Here is a 12340-nt window from a genome sequence, read left to right as displayed (position 1 = left end):
CTTGACCGGGACCGCGCGCCGGTCTCAACTGGGGGCGTGCGAGAGCCCGCAGACGGCCAGACCGGCGAACACGCGCGGCGCACCCGGGAATTCAACGCGTTCGCGGCCGGGGCGTCGGGCCGGCTGCTGCATGCCGCGACGCTGCTCACCACCGAGCCGGACCGCCGCAATCCGCTCGCCCAGGCCCTGCTGACCGCCGCCCTGGCGCACACCTACGCCCACTGGGACCGGCTGCGCGGCGAGGACCCCTACGAGTTCACCCGCTCCGAGCTCGCCACCCGCTTCGCCCGCACCGCCTGGCGCCACCACAAGGGCCGCGGCGGGGTGCTCTCCGCGCTCACTCCGCAGGAACGCCTGGTCGTCGTGCTGCGGCTGTACGAGGGCGTCGCCGAGGAGCAGACCGCGGCGCTGCTCGGGGTGCCGGAGGACCGGGTGCGGGCCATCTGCGCCCGTTCCGTGAGCACCCTGCGGGCCGCCTCGTGAACCGGCACGAGCGCAAGGAGGACGAGGTCCGCCGGCTGCTCTCGGCCGGCCAGCCGCAGGTCCCCGGCGACCTCGCCGCCCGGGCGGTGGCCCGCGGCGTGCGGCTGCTCCGCCGGGACCGGGTGCTGCGCCGGATCGGCTGGACGCTGCTCGCGCTCGCCGCCGTCGCCTTCCTGGTCTGGGCCTCGGTGGCCCGGCCCTGGGAGGTTCCGCCGACGGACGTGACGCCCCCGCTCGAAGGCTTCTGAGAACCGGCCTAGCCTGGAAAAAAGGGGGAGGGTGACAGGAGGTCGACATGGCCAGGAAGGCAACCGACTGCCGGGACTTCCCCAGCGTCTCCAACTGCTCGATGTACATGGCGGGCGAGGAGGACGAACTCCTGAAGGCGGCCGTCGCGCATGTGATCGCCGTACACGGGCACACCGACAGCCCCCAGCTGAGGGAGGACGTCAAGGCGAGCATGAAGGACCCGGTGCCCGGCTCCTGAGCGCGCACGGGCCGGCCTCCAGGGCGGAGGCCGGCCCGTACTCGTACCCATAAAGCTCGTACCCGTAAAGCTCGTACCCGCGAAAACGCAGGTGACTAGCCCAGCGCCTCGCGCAGGTCGGCGATCAGGTCGTCGGCGTTCTCGATGCCGACGGAGATGCGGACCAGGTCCGCCGGGACCTCCAGGGCGGAGCCCGCGACGCTCGCGTGGGTCATCCGGCCCGGGTGCTCGATCAGGGACTCGACGCCGCCGAGGGACTCGCCCAGGGTGAACAGCTTGGCGCGGTTGCAGACCTCGACCGCCGCCTGCTCGCCGCCCTGGACACGGAACGACACCATGCCGCCGAAGGCGCGCATCTGCTTGGCCGCGATCTCGTGGCCGGCGTGCTCCGGCAGACCCGGGTAGAGGACCTGGGTGACCTTCGGGTGCTGGGTCAGCATGTCGACGACCTTGCCGGCGTTCTCGCTGTGCCGGTCCATGCGGACGGCGAGGGTCTTGATGCCGCGCAGCACGATCCACGAGTCGAACGGGCCGGCGACCGCGCCCATCGCGTTCTGGTGGTACGCCAGCTCCTCCCCGAGCTCCGCGTCGGCCGCGACCAGGGCGCCGCCGACGACGTCGGAGTGGCCGCCCATGTACTTGGTGAGCGAGTGCACGACGACGTCCGCGCCGAGCGACAGCGGCTGCTGCAGGTACGGCGAGGCGAAGGTGTTGTCGACGACCAGCTTCACCCCGGCCTGGCGGGCCACGCCCGCGACGGCCTCGATGTCGGTGATGCCGAGCAGCGGGTTGGAGGGGGTCTCCACCCAGACCAGCTTGGTGCGGTCGTTGATCGCGGCGCGCACCTCGGCCACGTCGGACGTGTTGGCGACGGAGAAGTCCACGCCCCAGCGCTGGACGACCTTGGCGAACAGGCGGAAGGTGCCGCCGTAGGCGTCGTTGGGGATGACGACGTGGTCGCCGGGGACGAGGAGGGTGCGCAGCAGGCAGTCCTCGGCGGCGAGGCCGGAGGCGAAGGCGAGGCCGCGGCGGCCGCCTTCCAGGGCCGCGAGGTTCTCCTCGAGGGCGGTCCGGGTGGGGTTGGCGCTGCGGCTGTACTCGTAGCCGCCGCGGAGCCCGCCCACACCGTCCTGCTTGTAGGTGGACACCTGGTAGATGGGCGGGACGACCGCGCCGGTCAGCGGGTCGGCGGTGTTGCCCGCGTGGATGGCGCGGGTCTCGAAGCTCTGGTGGGAGTGCTGGTCGCTCATGAGGCAGGAGCGTAGTCCGGTGGCGGCGCTGTCGCCGCCTGGTGGGACGGGCCGTCTCACCAGGCGTGCCGGGGCGTCCTGGACAATGGACGCATGGAGATTCTGTGGTTCCTGATCGCCCTCGGCCTGATCTTCGGTGTCCTGGGCCCCTTCGTGTTCCGCCGTCGGGCCGGCGGCATCCGGCAGGTGGCCCCCGGATCACCGGACGCGGCCGATCCGGCGGCGTACGGTTTCCTGCGCCAGGAGGAGCAGGACGTACGGCTGCCGGGGCCCGACCGGGATCTCCTGGACGTGCTCGACGTGGTGCAGGCGACGCAGGACTGGCGGGCCGCCTCGCAGCTCCTGAAGGGCACCGAGCAGCAGGGCGAGCTGCGCTGGCAGCGGGTGCAGGCCTTCGCGGGCGCGGCCTCTCTGGAGCTGGCCGAGAAGCCCGGCGTGGGCGGCGCGTGGCTGCGGTCCTGGCATGCCGAGGCGCCGAAGGACGCGGGCGGCGCGCAGGTGTACGCGGAGTTCCTGGTGCAGCAGGCCTGGCGGTCGTCGACGGCCGGCAGCGACGACTTCCGGGTCATCCTGGAGGAGGCGCGCAAGGCCTGCGAGGAGGCCGCGCTGCTCGCGCCGGGCGACCCCGTGCCGTACATCTCGCAGCTCGCGGTGGCCCGTGGACTCGGCTACTCCCACGAGGAGTTCGACCAGCTGTGGGCGAAGGTGATCGACCGCGCACCGGAGCACATGGGGGCGCATCTCGCGGCGCTGCACTACTGGTGCGAGAAGTGGCACGGCTCGCGCGTGGAGGCGGACCACTTCGCGACGACGGCCGCGGCGCGGGCGCCGCAGGGTTCGCTGCTCGCCGCGCTGCCGCTGTTCGCGGTCTTCGAGAACCGGCCGGAGATCGTGGTCGGCGTGGACTTCTACCGCACGGCGGTGGTGTCGAAGGCGGTCGACGGCGCGATGTACGCGGTGCACTCGGCTCGGGTGGACGACCCGATGCTGGCGCACGTACGGCATCTGCTCATCGAGTTCCTGATGGGCCAGGAGCGGTGGGCGGAGGCGATGCGGCTGCTCGTGAAGGTGGACGGGTACGTGGGCGCGCTGCCGTGGACGCTGCGCGACGACCCGGCGCTCGCGTACACGGTGCACCGGAACCTGGTGGTGGCGGGCTACGAGTCGGACGGCGGGAGCCCGGCGACGCTGTCGAGGTGACCGGGGAATCCACGCCATTCCCGTCGCGTTGTGCTGAGGGCCTGGCCCACCCGTCGAGGAGAGATGCCGCATGTTCCTGTCCCGCACCCCCGTCCTCCCCACCCCCGACCAGGCCCTGGGCGGGCGCCCCGAGCCCGCGTTCGCCGTCCCGGAGCGCCACACGGTCCTCGGCACCCCGCTGCTCGGCCCGTACCCGGAGGGCCTGGAGGTCGCCGACTTCGCCCTGGGCTGCTTCTGGGGCGCCGAGCGCAAGTTCTGGCAGACCGAGGGCGTGTACACGACCCTGGTCGGCTACCAGGGCGGCCACACCCCGAACCCGCTGTACGAGGAGGTGTGCTCCGGGCTCACCGGCCACACCGAGGTCGTCCGGGTGGTCTTCGACCCCTCGAAGGTGTCGTACGAGCGCCTCCTGAAGCTGTTCTGGGAGTCCCACGACCCCACCCAGGGCTTCCGCCAGGGCAATGACGTCGGCACCCAGTACCGCTCGGCCGTCTACACCCACTCCCCCGAGCACCAGACCACCGCCGAGGCCTCCCGCGCCGCCTACCAGCAGGTCCTCACCGGCTCCGGCTACGGCGAGATCACCACCCAGGTCCTCCCCGCCGAGGACCGCCCCTTCTACCCGGCCGAGCCCTACCACCAGCAGTACCTGGACAAGAACCCCGCGGGCTACTGCGGCATCGGCGGCACGGGCGTGTCGTGCCCGATCGGCGTGGCGAAGGCGGAGTAGGCCGGGGCGGAGCGGAGCCGTACGGGTCAGGGCGCGGCCCGCTCCTCGCGCGGGTCCCTGAGGACCAGCAGGAGCAGGCCGGCCGCGCCGCCGACCAGCCAGCTCACCAGCAGGGTGACCATGTGCCCGAGGGCCGCCCCGGCGAGGAAGCCGGGGAGCGCCGCGCTCATCACGGCGGCGGCGACCCGGCGCGGCCAGCCGCCGCCCCACTGCCGCCGGAGCGGACCGTCGGCCCGCCACACCCGCCACAGCGCGACGGCGCCGATGACCGCCCAGACGGCGACGAAGGGCAGGGGCACGGCCCCGAAGTCCCGGACCGGCCCCCGGCCGGCCGTCAGGTCACGCACACCGGCGAGAATCGTGAGCGGCCCGACCACGGCCAGCACCGCGGCCACGAAGCGCAGGTAGCGGATGCCCGGCGTCGCTCCCCGCCACCCGCCGAACGGCAACCGGTCCGCCCACGCGTGCAGGCGGTAGGCCGCGCCCCGGAAGTCCGTGGCCACGATCCAGCCGAACGCGGTCGCACCCACCCCCCACACCAGCGAGAACCCGACCCCGTCCGTCATCCCGGCCCCTCCATCGCGTTCCGCCCCTGCCGTCCCTGACGCTAGGCCTCCGCGCGGCCCGCCGGGATGCCGGAGTCCGGCAGTGATGAGGGCTCCCGGCTGCCGGATGTCACAGAACGGCGGGCCGGCTCGTCTCCTCTCGGGGAGAGTGGGGGGCGGGACGTGTGCGGGTGGTGCGAGGAGGAGTCGGGATGAGTGGGGCGAGCGGGAGCGCGGGGGCGGCGGCGGAGGCCGGGGAGGTGCGGGTCTTCGAGGGGCTGCGGCCGCTGTTGTTCTCCATCGCGTACCGGATCCTCGGGAGCGTCGGCGAGGCCGAGGACGCCGTGCAGGAGACCTGGCTGCGCTATGCCACCGCGCCGAATCCCCCCGTCTCGCCCAAGGCCTTCCTGTCCGCGACCGTCACCCGGATCTCGATCGACGTGCTGCGCTCGGCCCGGGTGCGGCGCGAGCAGTACGTCGGGGACTGGCTGCCGGAGCCGCTGCTCGCCGATCCGTACGAGGATCCCGAGCGCGCGGCCGAGCTGGCCGACTCGGTGTCGATGGCGGCGCTGCTGCTCCTGGAGCGGCTGAGCCCGCTGGAGCGGGCGGTGTTCGTGCTGCGCGAGGTGTTCGGCTTCGGGTTTCCCGAGGTGGCGGAGGCGGTGGACCGCTCGGAGGCGGCCTGCCGGCAGCTCGCCGTACGGGCGCGGCGGCACATGGCGGCCGGGCAGGCCAGGTTCGAGGCGGACCGGGTGGAGCGGGAGGAGCTGGCGGCGCGGTTCTTCGACGCCCTGCAGGCGGGCGAGGTGGACGGGCTGCGGGCGCTGCTCTCCGCCGATGTGCAGCTGGTCGGGGACGGCGGTGGCAAGGCGCCGGCGCTTTCGCGGACGCTGGTCGGCGCGGAGCCGGTGGCCCGGCTGCTCACCTCGTACATCGGCCGGCTGTCCCTGGTGGACGCGTCCTTCGAGGCCCGCGAGGTCAACGGCGGCCCCGGCGCGGTGTTCCGCGACCGGGACGGCCGGGTGCTGTTCATCTGGGCCCTGGACGTCGTCGACGGGCAGGTCCGGACGGTCCGCGCGATCACCAACCCCGACAAGCTCGACCACGTGGGGCCGGTGGCGGACGGCTGGAAGGTCGCCGCCGAGGTCCAGGAGCGGCAGCGCGCGGAGCGCCGCCGGCAGCGGGAGCCCCGGGAGCACTGAGCCTTCAGGACTGGGCGGCCCGCACCCGGGCGGCGGTGGCGGCGGTCTCGTACCCCTCGGGCACGCCGTCGATCAGCAGCAGGTCGCCGCTCATGTGGCGGGTGCGCAGTGGGAGAAGTTCCTGGTAGGCCGGGGAGTCGTACCAGGCGCGGGCGTCCTCGTACGTCGGGAAGCCGACGATCACGACGCCGCCGGGCCAACTGCCCTCGCGCACCTCTCGCTCGGGCGCGCCGTGGACCAGGAAGCGCCCGCCGAAGGGGTCCAGGGTGCCCTGGACGCGCTCCATGTAGGCGAGGACCTCCTCGTGGAGGACGGAGTTGGGGTGCAGGTTCGCGATGGCGTATGCGGTCATGGGAACAGCGTGCCGGGGCATGCCGTACGGGTCGATTACCCCGCAGGTCATGCCCCGGCGACCACACCCGGCGGAACGGTCAGATCGTCGATGCGTCGATCACGAAGCGGTAGCGCACGTCGGACGCCTCCACCCGCGCGTACGCCTCGTTCACCTGGTCCGCGGTGATCAGCTCGATCTCCGCGCCCAGGCCGTGCGCCGCGCAGAAGTCCAGCATCTCCTGGGTCTCCTTGATGCCGCCGATCATCGAGCCGGCCAGCGTCTTGCGGCCGCCGATGAGGGAGAACAGGCCGACCTTGACCGGCTCCTCCGGGGCGCCGACGTTGACCAGGGCGCCGTCGGTCTTGACGAGGCTCAGGTAGGCGTCGAAGTTCAGCGGCGCGGAGACCGTGGAGATCACCAGGTCGAAGGTGCCGCGCAGGGCCGTGAAGGTCTCCGGGTCGCTGGTCGCGTAGTAGTGGTCGGCGCCCAGCTTGAGGGCGTCCTCCTGCTTCTTCAGGGACTGGCTGAGCACCGTCACCTCGGCGCCGAGCGCGTGGGCAATCTTGACGCCCATGTGGCCGAGGCCGCCGAGGCCGACGATGGCGACCTTCTTGCCGGGGCCGGCCTGCCAGTGGGCGAGCGGCGAGTAGAGGGTCACGCCGGCGCACAGCAGCGGCGCGGCGGCGTCCAGCGGGATGCCCTCGGGGATCCGCAGGGTGTAGTTCTCGTCGACGACGATGTGGGTGGAGTAGCCGCCGTAGGTCGGCTCGCCGTACTTGTCGATGCTGTTGTACGTGCCGGTGCCGCCCGTGACGCAGTACTGCTCCAGGCCCTGCTCGCAGTACTCGCACTCGCGGCAGGAGTCGACGAAGCAGCCGACGCCGACCCGGTCTCCGACGGCGTGCTTGGTCACGCCGGAGCCGACCTCGGTGACGATGCCGGCGATCTCGTGGCCCGGCACCATCGGGAAGATGCCCTCTCCCCAGCCGTTGTGGGCCTGGTGGATGTCGGAGTGGCAGATCCCCGCGAACTTGATCTCGATGAGCACGTCGTGCTCGCCGACGGCGCGGCGCGGCACGGTGGTGCGCGCGAGCGGGGCGTCGGGGGCGGGGGCGGCGATGGCGGAAACGTGGGTGGTCATGGCAGCAAGACTGCCGAAGGTTTCCGGTCTCACCCAGACCACTGTTCTGCCTACGACCGGCGTGCCTACCACTGGCAGGGTCAGGAACGCGCGTCCGGTTCCGGCCGCGAACGGGAATACTGGGGAGGTATGGACCTCAGTTCCGAACTCAGCGAATTCCTCCGCACCCGCCGGGCCCGGCTGAAGCCGCAGGACGTCGGGCTGCCGGAGTTCGGCCGGCACCGCCGGGTGCCGGGCCTGCGCCGGGAGGAGCTGGCACAGCTGGCCGGGGTCTCCGTGGCGTACTACACCCGCCTTGAGCAGGGCAACGGCAAGAACGTGTCCATGGAGGTCCTGGACTCGATCGCGCGGGCGCTGCGGCTCAGCGACACCGAGCGGGCGCATCTGACGCACCTGGCGAAGCCGACCATGAAGAAGCGCCAGCGGGCGGCGGCCAACCGCCCCCAGAAGGTGCGGCCGGGCCTTCTGCACCTCCTCGACTCCATGGAGGGCATCCCGGCCTTCGTGCTGGGGCGGCGGGGCGACATCCTGGCCTGGAACCGGATGGCGCGGGCGCTGATGGGCGACTTCGCCGCCTGGGAGCCGCGCGAGCGGAACATGGCCCGGATGGTCTTCCTCGATCCGAACGCGCGTGATCTGTACGTCGACTGGGAGTGCAAGGCGACCGAGGTCGTGAGCGTGCTGCGGCTGTACGCCGGGATGAACCCGGACGATCAGGAACTGCTGTCCCTGGTGGGCGAACTGTCGGTGCGCAGCGAGGAGTTCCGCTCCCTGTGGGCGGCGCACACGGTGACCGACAAGGGGCACGGCACGAAGCGGCTGCGGCATCCGCTGGTGGGCGAGATGACGCTGGCGTACGAGTCGCTGAAGATCTCGGGCGACGACCCGGACCTGATGCTGGTGACCTATCACGCGGAGCCGGGCTCGCCGTCGGCGGACGCGCTGCGGCTGCTCGCGCAGTGGGGTGTGGACGAGCCCGTGGACGTACAGAAGTAGACGCACGGAAATGACGCGACGGCCCCCTCGTCTCCGGGAGACGAGGGGGCCGCCTTTCGCGTGCCGTGCGGGCGGATCAGACCGCGGAACCGGCCTTCCACGCCGACCAGTTCATGTTCCAGCCGTTGAGGCCGTTGTCGGGGGCGATCGTCTTGTCGGCGGAGTTCTTGACGATGACGACGTCGCCGACGATCGAGTTGTTGAACAGCCAGGCGGCCTGCTGGTTCGGGTCGCCGGCGCCCTTGACGTCGGCGAGGCCCACGCAGCCGTGGCTGGTGTTGACGCTGCCGAAGATGGAGCGGGCACCCCAGTAGTTGCCGTGGATGAAGGTGCCGGAGGTGGACAGGCGCATGGCGTGCGGCACGTCCTTGATGTCGTACTCGCCCTTGCCGTCGTCGTCGGTGAAGCCGACGGTGGCGCCGTTCATCCGGGTCTCCTTGAACTTCTCGGAGATCACCATCTGACCGTTGTAGGTGGTGTTCTCCGGGGAGCCGGCGGAGATCGGGATGGTCTTGATCGTGCGGCCGTCCTGGGTGACGGTCATCGTCTTGGTCTTCACGTCGACCGTGGAGACCTGGTTGCGGCCGATCTTGAAGGTGACGGTCTTCTGCTGGACGCCGAAGACGCCGTTGGCACCCTCGACGCCGTCGAGGTCGAGCTTGAGGGTGACCGTGGAGCCCTCGGTCCAGTAGTTCTCGGGGCGGAAGTCGAGCCGCGTCGAGTTGAACCAGTGGCCGACGACCTCCTGGCCGGAGCTGGAGCTGACGGTGATCCCGCCCTGCACGGCCTTCTTGTCGGTGATCGCCTTGTTGAAGTTGATCGAGACGGGCATGCCGACGCCGACCGTCGAGCCGTTCTCCGGCGTGAAGTTGCCGATGAAGCTGTTGGCCTTGGTGACGGTGGTGAAGGAGGCGTTCTCGTGGGCCTCCAGGCCGTCGGCGTCCTTGGCGGTGGCGGCGATCTTGTAGACCGTGCCGCGCTCCAGCTGGCCGGTGGGCTTCCAGCTCAGCCCGTCGGCCGATATCTGCCCCTCGACGGTCTTGCCCTCGGCCGAGGTCATGGTGACCTCGGTGAGCTTGCCGTCGGTGACGGCGACCTTGGCGTCGTCGTTGATCGACGCGTTCTGCGCGCCGTTCTTGGGCGTGATGGTGATCTGCGCCTTGGAGGTCTTCTGCGCGGCGGCCTCGTCGACCTGGGCCTGCGACTGGGCGCTCTGCGAGGCGTCGGCGGCGCTGCCGCCCTTGTCGCCGTCGTTGCACGCCGAGAGCACCAGCACGCCGCCGAGCACCGCGGCCGCGGCGGCCAGGCTCTTACGGCGCTTGCCGTCCGTCATCACACGCTTCTCCATCGTCGCCGACTACCTGCCATTTCCCACTGAAACACCCATGAGAACCCGTCCGGTTCCATAACCGGCGGGTATGTGGGGAACACCACTGATCCACTGATCCACACGTCCCGGCGGCCCGTTCGGTTCCCGAGCGCGTGGAAAAGGCCCCGGGACGCCGGTCCGGCGTCCCGGGGCCCTCAGGGGCGGCCGTGGCGCCGGTCAGTCGCCGGCGCGCGCCGGTTCGTCGTCGTCTTCCCACCCCTCATCTTCGTCGTCGAGGTCCCACTCCTCCGCATCGGGGTCGTAGTCGACCTCCTCGGTGCTCCAGGAGGCCTGGACCAGGTCGACGCCGGGCACGCCGGCGACCACGTCGAAGGGCTCGACGAGATACGCGAGGGCCTCCGCGCTGTCCTCGGCGACGGCGGCGCGGGCGTGGGTCCGCTCCTCCTCCGGCATGGAGGTGTCGGCGTCGATCCGGCCGAGCGCGGCCTCGGTGACCTCGGCCGGTCCGTCGATCTCCAGGACGAGATCGACCCGAAGGCGTACATAACGTGATGTCTCGGAAGTGCTCATGGGCGGAGCGTAGAACGCGGGAGGGCCTCGGGTTTCCCGCGACCCGCTGTGTTCAATACCATCAGCGCACCTACCAATTCGCGGTTTCCGCAAGGGGGATCGAATACCCGTGTCCGTCGCTCGACGCCCGCTGCTCACCGCCACCGCCGCCGGGACACTGCTCTGCGCGCTGTGGTTCGTGCCGAACGCGAACGCCACCGGGGAGCAGGGCAGAGACGGCGCCGCCACGCAGTCCGCCTCGGCGGAGGACGAGGGCGTGACCGGCGCCGGTACCCGGCTCGCCGAGACGGGCGGCCCGAACACCACTCCGTACCTGCTGGGCGGGTCGCTGTTCCTGGGCGTGGGGGCCGGTTTCGTGACGCTGGCGATGCGGCGGGGCGGCCGGGCCTCGTGAGGGCCTGAGCCCCTGGACGTACGGAAGGGCCGCTCCCGTCGGACGGGAGCGGCCCTTTCTCATGCCCGGGGGTTACGCCAGGGGTTACGCCAGGGGGCCGGTGACCGGCTCCACGGCGGCGACCAGGCGGCCGGCCCGTACGAAGGCGTCGGCGGCGGCCAGGTCGGGGGCGAGGAAACGATCCGGCCCGGGGCCGGCGACACCGGCGGCGCGCAGCGCCTCGATGGCGGCGGCGGAGGCCGGGGCCGGGCTCAGGCCGTGGCGCAGCTCGATGCCGCGGGTGGCGGCGTAGAGCTCGACGGCGATGATCCGGGTGAGGTTGTCGATGGCGGTGCGCAGCTTGCGGGCGGCGGACCAGCCCATGGAGACGTGGTCCTCCTGCATCGCCGAGGACGGGATGGAGTCGGCGGAGGCCGGGACGGCGAGCCGCTTCATCTCGCTGACCAGGGCGGCCTGCGTGTACTGGGCGATCATCAGGCCCGAGTCCACGCCGGCGTCGTCGGCGAGGAAGGGCGGCAGGCCGTGCGAGCGGTTCTTGTCGAGCAGCCGGTCGGTGCGGCGCTCGGCGATGGAGCCGAGGTCGGCGGCGGCGATGGCGAGGAAGTCGAGGACGTACGCGACGGGGGCGCCGTGGAAGTTGCCGTTGGAGCGGACCTCGCCGCTGGGCAGCACGATCGGGTTGTCGACGGAGGCGGCGAGCTCGCGCTCGGCGACCAGGCGGGCGTGCGCCATGGTGTCGCGGCCGGCGCCGGCGACCTGCGGGGCGCAGCGCACCGAGTAGGCGTCCTGGACCCGGGGGGCCTCGCCGCTCTGGTAGTGGCCGGTGAGCTCGGAGCCCTTGAGGACGGCGAGCATGTTGGCGGCGGAGTCGCCCTGGCCGGGGTGCGGGCGGACGGTGTGCAGCTCGGGCTCGAGGACCTTCTCGGTGCCGAGCAGCGCCTCCAGGGAGAGGGCGGCGGTGACGTCGGCCGACTTGTAGAGGTTGTCGAGGTCGGCGAGGGCCATGATCAGCATGCCGAGCATGCCGTCGGTGCCGTTGAGGAGGGCGAGGCCCTCCTTCTCGCGGAGCTCGACGGGCTCGATGCCGGCGGCGGCGAGCAGCTCGCCGGCCGGCTTCACCTCGCCGTCGGGGCCCTCCGCGTCGCCCTCGCCCATGAGCGCGAGCGCGCAGTGGGAGAGCGGCGCGAGGTCGCCGGAGCAGCCGAGGGAGCCGTACTCGTGGACGACCGGGGTGATGCCGGCGTTGAGCACGTCGGCCATGGTCTGGGCGACCTCGGGGCGGACGCCGGTGTAGCCGGAGGCGACGGTCTTGAGCCGCAGGAACATCAGTGCCCGGACGACCTCGCGCTCGACCCGCGGGCCCATGCCGGCGGCGTGCGAGCGGACGATGTTGCGCTGCAGCTGGGTGCGCAGGTCATGCCCGATGTGGCGGGTGGCGAGCGCACCGAAGCCGGTGGAGACGCCGTACACCGGCTCGGGCTTGGCGGCGAGCGCGTCCACGGTGGCGCGGGCGGCGGCGAGCGCCTGGACGGCGTCGGATGACAGCTCGACGCGCGCGCCGTGGCGGGCGACGTCGATGACGTCCTGCGGGGTGGTGCCGGACGTCCCAAGGACGACAGTCTGCATATCCATATTCAGAACCTTACGGATTGAAGAGCGACCTGTCACTAGGTGACTT

The 12340-nt window shown here is 71.9% G+C and carries 15 protein-coding genes; 8 read left to right on the top strand and 7 right to left on the bottom strand.

What is annotated here, in order from left to right:
• The first annotated feature begins 36 nt into the window (after positions 1 to 36).
• The 3 genes from JAO84_RS23240 to JAO84_RS23230 are packed head-to-tail and all read left to right on the top strand — an operon-like array spanning position 37 to position 970.
• The gene (locus JAO84_RS23240) at positions 37 to 483 is read left to right on the top strand and encodes a sigma factor-like helix-turn-helix DNA-binding protein (RefSeq protein WP_265868172.1); all 447 of its coding nucleotides are present in this window, start codon (positions 37 to 39) and stop codon (positions 481 to 483) included.
• Positions 480 to 731: a hypothetical protein gene (locus JAO84_RS23235; protein ID WP_370414586.1), complete on the top strand. Its 252-nt coding sequence runs from the start codon at positions 480 to 482 to the stop codon at positions 729 to 731. Before JAO84_RS23240 ends, JAO84_RS23235 begins: the two co-directional genes overlap by 4 nt.
• A gap of 47 nt (positions 732 to 778) precedes the next feature.
• Complete coding sequence (locus JAO84_RS23230; protein ID WP_365754959.1) at positions 779 to 970, top strand: DUF1059 domain-containing protein; 192 nt, start codon at positions 779 to 781, stop codon at positions 968 to 970.
• A 95-nt stretch (positions 971 to 1065) separates the two neighbouring features.
• Here JAO84_RS23230 and JAO84_RS23225 read toward each other — a convergent pair whose 3' ends face one another.
• Positions 1066 to 2220, bottom strand: coding sequence for a cystathionine gamma-synthase (locus JAO84_RS23225; protein WP_370414585.1), 1155 nt, complete (start codon positions 2218 to 2220; stop codon positions 1066 to 1068).
• A 93-nt stretch (positions 2221 to 2313) separates the two neighbouring features.
• Between JAO84_RS23225 and JAO84_RS23220 the strand changes: the two genes are divergently transcribed.
• Both JAO84_RS23220 and msrA read left to right on the top strand, forming a co-directional pair.
• Positions 2314 to 3420: a hypothetical protein gene (locus JAO84_RS23220; RefSeq protein WP_370414584.1), complete on the top strand. Its 1107-nt coding sequence runs from the start codon at positions 2314 to 2316 to the stop codon at positions 3418 to 3420.
• Between the two features lie 70 nt (positions 3421 to 3490).
• Positions 3491 to 4150, top strand: a complete 660-nt coding sequence (gene msrA / locus JAO84_RS23215) for a peptide-methionine (S)-S-oxide reductase MsrA (protein ID WP_370414583.1) — start codon at positions 3491 to 3493, stop codon at positions 4148 to 4150.
• 26 nt (positions 4151 to 4176) lie between these two features.
• On the opposite strand, the gene JAO84_RS23210 is transcribed toward msrA, so the two are convergent.
• Positions 4177 to 4716: a hypothetical protein gene (locus tag JAO84_RS23210; RefSeq protein ID WP_370414582.1), complete on the bottom strand. Its 540-nt coding sequence runs from the start codon at positions 4714 to 4716 to the stop codon at positions 4177 to 4179.
• A gap of 191 nt (positions 4717 to 4907) precedes the next feature.
• Between JAO84_RS23210 and JAO84_RS23205 the strand changes: the two genes are divergently transcribed.
• Entirely contained in the window at positions 4908 to 5897 is a 990-nt protein-coding gene (locus tag JAO84_RS23205) for an RNA polymerase sigma-70 factor (protein WP_370414581.1), read from the top strand.
• A gap of 4 nt (positions 5898 to 5901) precedes the next feature.
• Here the strand turns inward: JAO84_RS23205 and JAO84_RS23200 are convergent, their stop codons facing one another.
• Together JAO84_RS23200 and JAO84_RS23195 are read right to left on the bottom strand one after the other, a co-directional pair.
• Positions 5902 to 6249: a DUF1330 domain-containing protein gene (locus tag JAO84_RS23200; RefSeq protein ID WP_370414580.1), complete on the bottom strand. Its 348-nt coding sequence runs from the start codon at positions 6247 to 6249 to the stop codon at positions 5902 to 5904.
• A 79-nt stretch (positions 6250 to 6328) separates the two neighbouring features.
• Positions 6329 to 7372 carry an NAD(P)-dependent alcohol dehydrogenase gene (locus tag JAO84_RS23195; protein WP_370414579.1) on the bottom strand — a complete coding sequence of 348 codons (1044 nt, stop codon included), beginning with the start codon at positions 7370 to 7372 and terminating at the stop codon, positions 6329 to 6331.
• Positions 7373 to 7501: 129 nt separating this feature from the next.
• On the opposite strand from JAO84_RS23195, the gene JAO84_RS23190 reads away from it, so the two are divergent.
• Positions 7502 to 8368 (top strand): helix-turn-helix transcriptional regulator, encoded by an 867-nt coding sequence (locus JAO84_RS23190; protein WP_370414578.1) that lies wholly within the window; start codon positions 7502 to 7504, stop codon positions 8366 to 8368.
• 76 nt (positions 8369 to 8444) lie between these two features.
• Here JAO84_RS23190 and JAO84_RS23185 read toward each other — a convergent pair whose 3' ends face one another.
• Both JAO84_RS23185 and JAO84_RS23180 read right to left on the bottom strand, forming a co-directional pair.
• Complete coding sequence (locus tag JAO84_RS23185) at positions 8445 to 9716, bottom strand: Ig-like domain-containing protein (RefSeq protein ID WP_370414577.1); 1272 nt, start codon at positions 9714 to 9716, stop codon at positions 8445 to 8447.
• Between the two features lie 198 nt (positions 9717 to 9914).
• Positions 9915 to 10268: a hypothetical protein gene (locus JAO84_RS23180; protein WP_370414576.1), complete on the bottom strand. Its 354-nt coding sequence runs from the start codon at positions 10266 to 10268 to the stop codon at positions 9915 to 9917.
• Between the two features lie 109 nt (positions 10269 to 10377).
• Between JAO84_RS23180 and JAO84_RS23175 the strand changes: the two genes are divergently transcribed.
• Positions 10378 to 10662 (top strand): LAETG motif-containing sortase-dependent surface protein, encoded by a 285-nt coding sequence (locus JAO84_RS23175; RefSeq protein ID WP_370414575.1) that lies wholly within the window; start codon positions 10378 to 10380, stop codon positions 10660 to 10662.
• Positions 10663 to 10746: 84 nt separating this feature from the next.
• On the opposite strand, the gene hutH is transcribed toward JAO84_RS23175, so the two are convergent.
• Positions 10747 to 12288 carry a histidine ammonia-lyase gene (gene hutH / locus JAO84_RS23170; protein ID WP_265868224.1) on the bottom strand — a complete coding sequence of 514 codons (1542 nt, stop codon included), beginning with the start codon at positions 12286 to 12288 and terminating at the stop codon, positions 10747 to 10749.
• Positions 12289 to 12340 lie beyond the last annotated feature (52 nt).

The organism is Streptomyces fradiae (assembly GCF_041270065.1).
Lineage (GTDB): Bacteria > Actinomycetota > Actinomycetes > Streptomycetales > Streptomycetaceae > Streptomyces.
This window is presented reverse-complemented; position numbering and strand designations above follow the sequence as displayed.